Annotated in this window: 5 protein-coding genes; 3 read left to right on the forward strand and 2 right to left on the reverse strand. The window is 49.7% G+C overall.

The features are described 5' to 3' along the window. Positions 1–30: 30 nt before the first annotated feature. Positions 31–3,549 (reverse strand): peptide ABC transporter substrate-binding protein, encoded by a 3,519-nt coding sequence (locus HYX48_01905; GenBank protein ID MBI2742654.1) that lies wholly within the window; start codon positions 3,547–3,549, stop codon positions 31–33. A gap of 120 nt (positions 3,550–3,669) precedes the next feature. Between HYX48_01905 and HYX48_01910 the strand changes: the two genes are divergently transcribed. Continuing rightward, entirely contained in the window at positions 3,670–5,280 is a 1,611-nt protein-coding gene (locus HYX48_01910; GenBank protein ID MBI2742655.1) for a peptide ABC transporter substrate-binding protein, read from the forward strand. An 8-nt stretch (positions 5,281–5,288) separates the two neighbouring features. Here the strand turns inward: HYX48_01910 and murJ are convergent, their stop codons facing one another. Further along, positions 5,289–6,899 carry a murein biosynthesis integral membrane protein MurJ gene (gene murJ, locus HYX48_01915; protein MBI2742656.1) on the reverse strand — a complete coding sequence of 537 codons (1,611 nt, stop codon included), beginning with the start codon at positions 6,897–6,899 and terminating at the stop codon, positions 5,289–5,291. Between the two features lie 58 nt (positions 6,900–6,957). Between murJ and HYX48_01920 the strand changes: the two genes are divergently transcribed. Together HYX48_01920 and asnS are read left to right on the forward strand one after the other, a co-directional pair. Continuing rightward, positions 6,958–7,821: a deoxyribonuclease IV gene (locus HYX48_01920; protein MBI2742657.1), complete on the forward strand. Its 864-nt coding sequence runs from the start codon at positions 6,958–6,960 to the stop codon at positions 7,819–7,821. A gap of 159 nt (positions 7,822–7,980) precedes the next feature. After that, complete coding sequence (gene asnS, locus HYX48_01925) at positions 7,981–9,369, forward strand: asparagine--tRNA ligase (GenBank protein ID MBI2742658.1); 1,389 nt, start codon at positions 7,981–7,983, stop codon at positions 9,367–9,369. Positions 9,370–9,742 lie beyond the last annotated feature (373 nt).

A 9,742-nucleotide genomic window follows, 5' to 3' on the forward strand; every position in this document is an offset into this window, starting at 1 on the left:
TTTAAAAAATTCTCGAAAGTTGAAAAAAAATCAGATTGTTGGACCAGGCTCTATTGTTGCGGTTGAGAAGTCCACATGTCCAGTAAGTGTGTTCACAGCCACTTTGAGCCGCGGTTTGCGTTTAAACTGCTGCACCTCGTAGTAGATAGGAAGAACCGGCATCTCTTGTAGCAGAATCTCCTCTGCAGCGCGCAGGTGTTCTAGACGTCTCTTTGGATCGACCTCTTTATCTGCGGCATCTAGGCATCTCTGATACTTCTCATCTTCCCACTTGGCAAAGTTGACCTTCTCAGAGGCGTAGCGGAAGGCATTTAAAGTGTAGATCGGGTCATTGATCCACGACTTCCACCCCATACCGCCAATCTGAAAATCGCCCTGAGTCATTCGATTAAAGATCGTATTCCATTCATAACTTTCCACTCTGCACCTGATGCCAAATAGCTGTTTCCACTGCTCAGCAACGAGATCGGCGCTCTTTTCACTGACACCCCCCTTCGTGCGAATGAGGGTAATCACGGGGAACTCTTCCTTCTTTAGGCCAAGCTCATGAAGCGCCTCTTCAAACAGTGCGGTCGCACGCGCTTTATCACCATCGGCAATTCCCTGATCGAGGAGTTGTGTGTGGGCAAGCGGCAAGGGCGTTACGGCTGGTTTGGAGCCTAGGTGTCTTAGCTCTTCAATAATCGATTTACGATCGAGGGCATAGGCAAATGCTCGCCTGATCTTAGTGTGGTTAAAAGGAAAGCGTTTAACGTTGAATACATACCAGAAGATACGAGGTGTAGAACAGCACTCGACCTCCTCTGGACAGCCAGACTCAAATGAGGAGCTCCAGGTTCTTAAGGGCCTACCGAGCCAGTCGATCTCATCATTTTTAAACATCTGAAGAGAGGTGTAGTTGTCATTTTGTGTGACGAGCACCTGTTCGATAGAGACTCGTTTAGCATCCCAATAGAGCTGGTTTTTGATGAGCTCATAGCCGCGCGTTGCGCTCCTTCGCTTTAAGCGGAAGGGGCCGTTACATACGTAACCTGCTCCCTCTTGATCGGCCCAGTTGGGGTGAATTCTATCGATCTGCCGATTCACTGGGGCGTAGATTGTAAAGGCTGTCAGCTCAAGAAAATAGGGGGCTGGGTGTTCGAGCTCCACAACAATCGTGCGTTCATCAACGACTTTTACACCGACTTCACTAAGCGGGACTCTTCCCTCTTTGGCATTTTTTGCATTTTTGATGGGATAGAAGAGATAAACGAAGGGGGTAGAGAAGTCGGGTGTTAAAACTTTTTTCCACGCATATTCAAAATCGTAAGCTGTGACGGGATCGCCATTCGTCCAAAAGGTCTCTCTCAGCTTAAATGTGTAGTGGCGTCCATCCGCTGAAACCTCATAGGTTTTAGCAAGTGCACAGGAGGGCTTTCCATCTCCTCCCATCCTCATGAGGCCTTCAAACATAAGCTCTAGAAGGCGCTCAGAATCCTCGTCACCTCCGATGCGTGGATCTAGAGAAAGGGGGAAGTAGAGGTAGCTTAGGCGAAGGATCTGTTCGCTGCAGATCTTCTCCTGCCATGTGCGCATTGTCTGCTGGAAGGTTTCCAAAAATTTGCGCTGCTGCTCTATATCTGTGCAGTCGTAGATGAAACCGCTGCAGTAGGATCCTTGAATATCGACATGCGTTGAGCTGAGTGATTTGGGAAAGAGTTCGAGCGCGCTTAAACTGCGCTGGATCTGCTCTCTATATGAGGGCTCTCTTGCGCGGATGAGAAGAAAAAGATTCTCCTCCTTCTGCTGGACTTTAAGGACATAGCTCTCTCGTTTTGGAAGCTCCTCTCCAATTGATTCAAGCAGCAATCTAAAAAGAGCATGCAGCTGCTCGAGAGGAAGGGTCGCTTGCACTTCAATCGGGGTGAGTGCATAGAAAAAGTCTTCTAGAAGGTCGGGGTGGCGTAGCGAGGTCTCTGGAAAAGCCTGCTTAAGCTGCGAGAACTGCTCGACCTGCTGAAGGATCATGCCGCCATTGTAGTCGCGCACCTCTCCAACGGTCTGGTTCAAAATGTGCATCACCTTGAGCCTAGCGAGATAGAAGTTCACGGAGGAGTCGGCACGAAGAATCGAGGGCTCTTTGGGTATACGGAGACGGAAGGTGCTCGCCTCCTTCGGATATTTTTTTCTTAAATAGCCGACGATCTGCACTCGATCAACGGTAACTTCAACTCCAATTTTTGCATCATCAAAAAGACGTTCGAGAGACTCTATATCCTTACCAAGGAGGCGAACCAGAACGACAGTAAAGATGAGATCGCTTCCAGACTGCTGTTCGAGGTTGATCATGACTTGAGGAAGATCGGAAAAATACTTGAGCTCCTGACTTAAGATCAGGATGTTCTTCATGATCTCCTCTTCATTTCGCATCATGAAGACAGCTGGAATTACCTTCTCGACGCTGCCCTTAAGCTCATGAGGAAGCTGCCTCTTCAGAAGGCCCCTCTCTTGCAGCGTAATGGGCTCTCCATCTCTCTTCTCAATCTCTAGATAGAGGGTTCTGATCATATCGTGAGGCGAGTGGCAGTCGTAAAAAGAGCCCTTCACAGATTGCGCATCGGGAATGATCTTCTGAACAGCGAGCAGAATGTGCTTCTCCTCAAAAAACTCATACTTGTCGAGCAGGTAGATCCCGATCATCAGACCGACCACTGATTTCGTTCCAAAAAGGAACTGCAACCGCGTCTGGCTTAGGCGCAGCTGGAGATGCCTCTCCTGAGGAAAGAGAGCTGCTGTTCTGGTGATTATCTTTCGCATCACATTGTGCGCAGAGAGAATTTTGGCAAGATGTCTAGAGGATCTGCTCTCCAAGAACTCCTTCGTAGAAAGAGCGAGCATCTTTCTAAGCTCGACAAAGAGGGCGCGATCGAAGAGGTGGGGAAACTTCTTCTGCAGCCGCGTTAGATCTTCAAAGATCAACGTCGTTTTGAAATCTTCTGAAAGAGTCTTCACCTCCAAGAAGTCACGTGCAAAGTGGGCAGCTGTAAGCGCAAGTTTGAGCTCTTTGGCCAGAAGTGAAGCGTTATTCGCCAAGTGGTTGAGCTGCATCGAATCTTCGATCAGAACACGCACCTGTAGCACCAGAAAGTTCTCATTCGGAAGGCGCGTAAAATGAAAGTAGAGGTGCTGAGCCGAGAGAATACTGATCTCTTTATGCGGGACGAGCCGATTCTGCAAGTATTGGAGCAGAAGAGTTTCTGTTTTATAGAGCTTTGCGGCTTGGCAGAAGACGACAAGAGAGAAGATCCCGGGAGGAGCTTCGGGGGTCTCCCACTTAACTAGAGGTATCGACTCCTGGATCCACGCAAGCAGCTCCTTCTCATCCTCGAAACAGGCCCCTTTTGGCATGAGCTCATCGATGAGCTCTTCAAAAACACGAACATACGAGGCGATAGCAGGAGAGTTCTGATGGCTACCGAATTGAGGTTGAATCCTCCAGCGAAAGCAGTGAGGAGTCTTCTCTTCTGACAAAGCTGCAAGTGGCGGTGTCGTATTCATCTGTCTAGTCATGTCTGTCGCGCTAAAGAGAGTAGACAACCATTAAAAAGACAAAAAAGATTTATTTAAATAGTTATTTCACCTATTTTATAACCTCGCGTCCTGAAAAGTTTATGTTTTGAGTAGATTTCAATGAAAGCTCTTCTAACCATTCTTCTTTTTACTCCTCTTCTACTGCTTGCAGCTTGTGGCAGTAAAGAGAAACATCCTCCTGTCTCCAAAATGGAGCAGGCCAAGCTTCTTCCCATCAGCTTCGGCACCGAGATCCGCTCTCTAGATCCAAGAATCGGTATCGACGATAAGTCGCAGCTGGTTATTAAGATGCTCTTCGAGGGGCTCATGACCTTTGATCTTCAGGGGAAGCTTGTTCCTTCTCTCGCCAAGAGCTACAAGATCTCGGGCAACATGAAGACCTATACCTTCACCCTTCGAGACTGCAACTGGTCGAATGGAGAACCGATTACGGCCTACGATTTTGAGTACTCTTGGAAGAGGGCGATTACCGACACTAGCAAAAGTCTGTCGATACAGAACTTCTATCCAATTAAAAATGTGCGCGGCTTCTTAAAAAAAGAGAAGAGCGCTGAAGAACTTGGAATAAGAGCAGTTGATGCAAAAACATTTGTGGTTGAGCTCGAGCATCCTACCGCCTACTTTTTAGAGGCGGTTGCAACATCCTCTTTCTTCCCTATCAACGCCTCTCTAGACCAGAAGAATCCTGACTGGATCAATGAAGTCGGACCTTCCTTTATCAGCAGCGGCCCATTCACTCTTGAAAAGCATAAGCAGAACGATGAGCTTGTTCTCATCAAAAATCCCGCCTACTGGGATCAAAAAAATGTGAACCTACCTGGGATCAGGATCGCTATCGTTAAGGACCCAACCACCGAGCTCAGCATGTTTGAAAAGGGGCAGCTAGCATGGGTGGGCAAACCTCTCTCCAGACTTCCACTGGATGCGATCCCTTCGCTAAAAACACGTAAAGAGCTCACCTCTGTTCCCTCGATGGGAGTCTACTGGTACTTCATCAACACCGAAGCTTTCCCCTTCACCAACAAGAAGATTAGAAAGGCCTTCGCCTACGCGATTAATAGAAAAGAGATCACAGACCACATTCTTCAGACTGGCGAAGAGCCCGCATTGGGAGTGCTGCCTAAAAATCTGGGGATCCACCCTTCTGAACACTTCTCCGATAACAATCTGGAAGAGGCGCGCACTCTTCTAGCTGAAGGCTTAAAGGAGCTTGGAATCACAAAAGAAGAGCTCGGGCCGATCGTCCTGAGCTACAACTCGAGCGAATACCACCAGCAGACAGCCCTCGTCGTTCAAGAACAGTGGCAGAAAGCGCTTGGAATTGAGATTAAACTTCAGCAAGAAGAGTGGAAGGTCCACTACCAGAATCTAGTTAGCGGCAACTATCAGTTAGGGGGAATGGGCTGGAACTCTTGGCTGCGCGACCCTATCTACATCATGCAAACCTTCCGCATACGCGGCGATGGAATCAACATGTCTCGCTGGGAGAGTCCCACCTATCAGCGCCTGCTGGATGAGGCCGAGGTTGAGCCCGATGCACAGAAGCGTCTTCACATCTTCTTCCAAGCTGAAAAGCTTCTAATGGATGAGATGCCGGTGATTCCAATCTACTTCACTTCGATCTGCTACTCCAAAAAATCCCAACTTAAGAACGTCTACGTCTCCGAGCTCAATCAGCTCGACTTCAAGTGGGCCTCCCTCGAAGAATAAAGAGCCCGCTAGGCCGAAGGCCTTCTTCTTTTGGGAATGAGAGAGAGAAGTTCTGTGGCTTGGAAGAGTCGAGCTGCGATGAAGAGCGAGACGAGAAAGAGAGAAGCGAGGCAGGTAAAGTGTAGAGCTTGGTCGGGTATATGGCGCGAGAAGAGGGCTTCTCTTCCCAAAAATATGTCTAGCGTTGGGTCTGCAAAAAATAGACGACCGATCACGAGCGTTAAAGCTGTAGCAGAGAGCGTCGAAAGACCTATTCTTGCCGTACTGCCGGCAAACACACTATCCAAAACCACACCTGTCCTCGGCTGGAGTTTTTTCTGTAGATAGAGGAAGTTACACAGCGCAGAGACGCTCGTTGCAACCGCAATACTTGCAGCTCCCCAACCAAATACAAATACCAGAAGAGCATTCAACGTCACATTCACGACAACGGAGATAAGAGCCGCGCGAGTCGGGGTCTTAAAATCCTTCTGCGCATAAAAAGCCGGAGCGAAGAGAAGAATAAAAACGGCGGGAAGAAGTCCCACAGCATATCCCCAAAGACAGAGAAGGGTCTCGAGAGTTGCCATCTGAGAGAAATCCCCATGTCCATACAGCAGATTGATCGTTGCAGCGCCGCCCACAAGTAGAGCCGCCATGGAAGGAAGAATAAAACTTAAACTGCGCGTGAGGGCTGAGTGCAGAAGAGTGCGAAACCTCTCCCACTCTCCAGCTTGACCTGCACGTGAGAGCGGAGGCAGAAGCGCAGACGAGAGAGCGATGCCAAAAAGAGCAAGCGGAAGCTGCTGAATGCGAATCGCATACCAGAGATAGGCTGGGCCCTCAAGAGAAGCAGCTCTTGCAAAAAGAGTATCCAGAGCGCTATTTATCTGAACCGCGCCAATGCCGACAGCGCCCAGAAGAAAGGGGGCAACAACTTTACGGACCTCAGGAGAAAAGAGAACTGGTCGAAAGAACTCCTTGATAGGCAGGGCTCTTTTAAAAAACCCAAATGTCTTGGGCGCCGTCATAAGCCACTGCATGAAAAATGCAACGACAATTGCAATGGAAAGAGGGCCCATTGCGCTCTCCGGAGAGCTCCCCTTTAACCACCAGACGGCCGCGATCCAGACCGCGTTAAAAGCAGCGGGGGCAAATCCCGAAAGAAAGAACTGTTTCTCACACTGCATGAGCGCAGCACCAAGCCCAAACAGGCAGATAAATAAAATGCCCGGTAGCATCAGCATCGTGAGTCTAAGAATTTCTGCCGTATCCTCTCCCACCCCTATTTGAAGCCACCCGAAGAGACCAGCTTCTATGCCGAGAATGACAAGAGCAAGGGTAAGACCAAGCGTGGAAAAAAGATCGCGGAAGAAGCGCGCTCCACTCTCTTCTGAAGAGGCTCTCAGCGTCTCAAAATGAGGAATAAATCCGTTCGACATCTGTCCTTCACCGAAGAGGCGTCTGATGAGGTTAGAGAATCGAAAGGCAACCATAAAAGCTGCGACAGCTGGATGGCTACCAAAGCACCAGGCCATCGAAAGATCGCGCACAAGACCCGTAAGACGGCTCAAGAGCGTTCCGCTCAGAAAGCGGACTGCCGATTTAAAGACTGGTGAGGAGTGATGGTCGTCTTTCATTGGACTTGTAATGTTGCCTCTTTTCTCCTACAATTTCGCTTTTTTGGGAACACTATTTATGAAAAAAACCCCAGCGGACGAGCTTTTAATCGGCGCCCACACCTCCATTGCAGGTGGAGTTCATAAGGCGCTTCTGGAAGGTCAAGAGATTGGAGCCACGACAGTTCAAATTTTTACTAGCAACCAGAGGCAGTGGGCGGGAAGGCCTATCCCCGAAGAAGAAGTAAAACTCTGGTTTAAAACTCTTGATGAGACCGGCCTTAAAAAGATCATGAGCCACGACAGCTACCTCATCAATCTGGGTTCGCCAAGTAAAGAGAGCCTTCATAAGAGCCGCAAAGCTTTTGAACAGGAGATTGAGCGCTGCCATCTGCTGAAGATCACCTACCTCAATTTTCATCCTGGTGCGGCGCTTGAAGGTACAGTCGAAGAGTGTTTGGATACGATCAGCGAGAGTCTTCTTGAAATGGAGAAGCTCCTCGCAAAAGGCTCCACACGCGTTCTTTTGGAAGCCACTGCAGGTCAGGGCTCCTCTGTTGGCCACAGATTTGAACAGCTGGCCTACATTATCGAACGCGTGCATAAGAAAGTGCCGGTCGGCGTCTGCATCGACACCTGCCACATCTTCTCCGCAGGCTACGACATCCGCACTAAAAAAGGGTGGGATGAGACTCTTAAAGAGTTCGACCGCACCGTCGGCCTTAAGCACCTCTATGCGTTTCATGTAAACGACTCGATGAAACCTCTGGCATCACGCAGAGACCGACATGAACAGCTTGGCAAGGGCGAGATCGGCATGGAGTGCTTTAAGACGATGATGACCCACCCAGACATGCGAGACCTGCCAAAATATTTAGAAACCCCACTCGGTCCATCCGCTTGGAAAGATGAAATTCAACTGCTAAGAGATTTTGCAAGATGAACCCATACGCAAATTCTAAATTTTTGCCTTTTGCGCCTTTTTCGCCATATTTTCGTGCTGCTTCTTGGTCTACCTGTTTAAGTATGTCCTGCGAAGCAGCACAAAAATCTGACGAAAAATCCATCAAAACTCTAAAACTTATTATTTGCGGATAGGTTCATGAAGCACACTAAAATCAGAATGATCGACAAGGCCGACCTAGGTAAGACCCTTACGGTATGCGGCTGGATTAGAACCGTTCGAGAACAGAAAAGCTTTGCCTTTCTCGAGCTCAATGATGGCTCTACCCTCTCCTCTTTGCAGATCATCATAGAGAGCAGCCTGCCCGGTTATAGCGAGCTGCTACCAAGCCTCACAACAGGCGCATCTGTTGCCGTAACGGGCACACTTGTTGAGAGTCCTGGGGGCAAGCAGAAGTGGGAGATCAAAGCTAGTAAAGTTGAACTCTTTGGAACCTGCAGCGCCGAGGAGTATCCCCTTCAGAAGAAGCGGCACTCATTTGAGTTTCTACGAACCATTGCACACCTGCGTCCTCGCACAAACACGCAGGGAGCGGTCCTTCGCGTACGAAACGCTCTTGCAACTGCAACCCACAACTTCTTTCAAGAGAAGGGCTTCCTCTACGTTCATACGCCAATTATCACAGCCTCCGATTGCGAAGGAGGAGGCAAGCAGTTCGCCGTTACAAGCCTCGACCTGCATAAGCCTGCGCGCCTAGCAGACGGCTCTCTCGATTTTTCAAAAGACTTCTTCGAAAGACCCGCCTTCCTAACCGTATCGGGACAGCTGAACGGCGAGACGATCGCGTGCGCGCTATCCGATGTCTACACCTTCGGTCCAACCTTCCGCGCAGAGCCCTCACATACAACGAGGCACCTCGCAGAGTTCTGGATGATCGAGCCAGAGATGGCATTTGCAGATCTGAACGACAACATGGAGTGCGCTGAAAGCTACCTCAAGTATGTGACAAACTATGCGCTCAAACACTGCAAGGAGGACCTCGAGTTCTTTGACCAGTTCATTGAAAAGGGGCTCATTGAGAGGCTCACACATGTGGCCACTTCGCCATTTGTGAGATTGACCTACACAGAAGCGATTGAGATCTTGAAAAGCTCTGGCCGCAGCTTCACCTTCGGCGTTGAGTGGGGAATGGACCTTCAATCCGAGCACGAGCGCTATTTGGCAGAAGAGCACTTCAAAAAGCCGGTTATTTTGACCAACTACCCAGCTAAGATTAAAGCCTTCTACATGCGTGCAAACGAGGATGGCAAGACAGTCGCTGCTATGGACGTTCTCGTCCCAAAAATCGGAGAGCTCATCGGAGGTGCGCAGAGAGAAGAGCGCCTCGATGTTCTTAAGCAGAAGATCATCGACTTCGGCCTGAAGCCAGAGGACTACTGGTGGTATCTACAGCTCCGTCAGTATGGAACCGTGCCGCACGCGGGCTTCGGCGTAGGATTCGAACGCCTCGTTCTCTTCATTACCGGCATGGAGAACATCCGCGACGTCATCCCCTTCCCCCGCTTCCTCGGCAACGCCGAATTCTAACCAATAGAACAGCGTCTTTAATGTACTTGTTGGTTGAATAGACATGTCGGGTAGGCCAGGAGAAAGCTTCGCTTTCTCTCGGGGCCTCCCCGCGACCCTCTTGCGCTGCATCTCGCTTTGCCAAATCGCGTCCTCGGAGAAGGGGTGTACATAGTACTACCCCGTTGGCGCGCTCGCCGCGCTCTCCTGCGGGTGCAATTTTGCTGTGCGATATGCATCGGTCGGCTGCTCGAGGCGCTCATCCCACTTCCTTCGTCGTGGGTCCCTTTCGCGTCCAGTCGCAGTTGTAGATAAAGAGACTGAAGACCTTTCTCTTCAAACTCTTTGCCTAGCCCTGCGACTGGACGCGAAAGGGGCCCCGCAACTCGAGACG

It is taken from the genome of Chlamydiales bacterium, from assembly GCA_016185065.1.
Lineage (GTDB): Bacteria > Chlamydiota > Chlamydiia > Chlamydiales > Rhabdochlamydiaceae.

Bases quoted from the DNA above. Each gene is read 5' to 3' on its own strand.
- HYX48_01910 (MBI2742655.1), top strand. From the start codon at position 3,670: ATGAAAGCTCTTCTAACCATTCTTCTTTTTACTCCTCTTCTACTGCTT.
- HYX48_01920 (MBI2742657.1), top strand. From the start codon at position 6,958: ATGAAAAAAACCCCAGCGGACGAGCTTTTAATCGGCGCCCACACCTCC.
- murJ (MBI2742656.1), bottom strand. From the start codon at position 6,899: ATGAAAGACGACCATCACTCCTCACCAGTCTTTAAATCGGCAGTCCGC.
- HYX48_01905 (MBI2742654.1), bottom strand. From the start codon at position 3,549: ATGACTAGACAGATGAATACGACACCGCCACTTGCAGCTTTGTCAGAA.
- asnS (MBI2742658.1), top strand. From the start codon at position 7,981: ATGAAGCACACTAAAATCAGAATGATCGACAAGGCCGACCTAGGTAAG.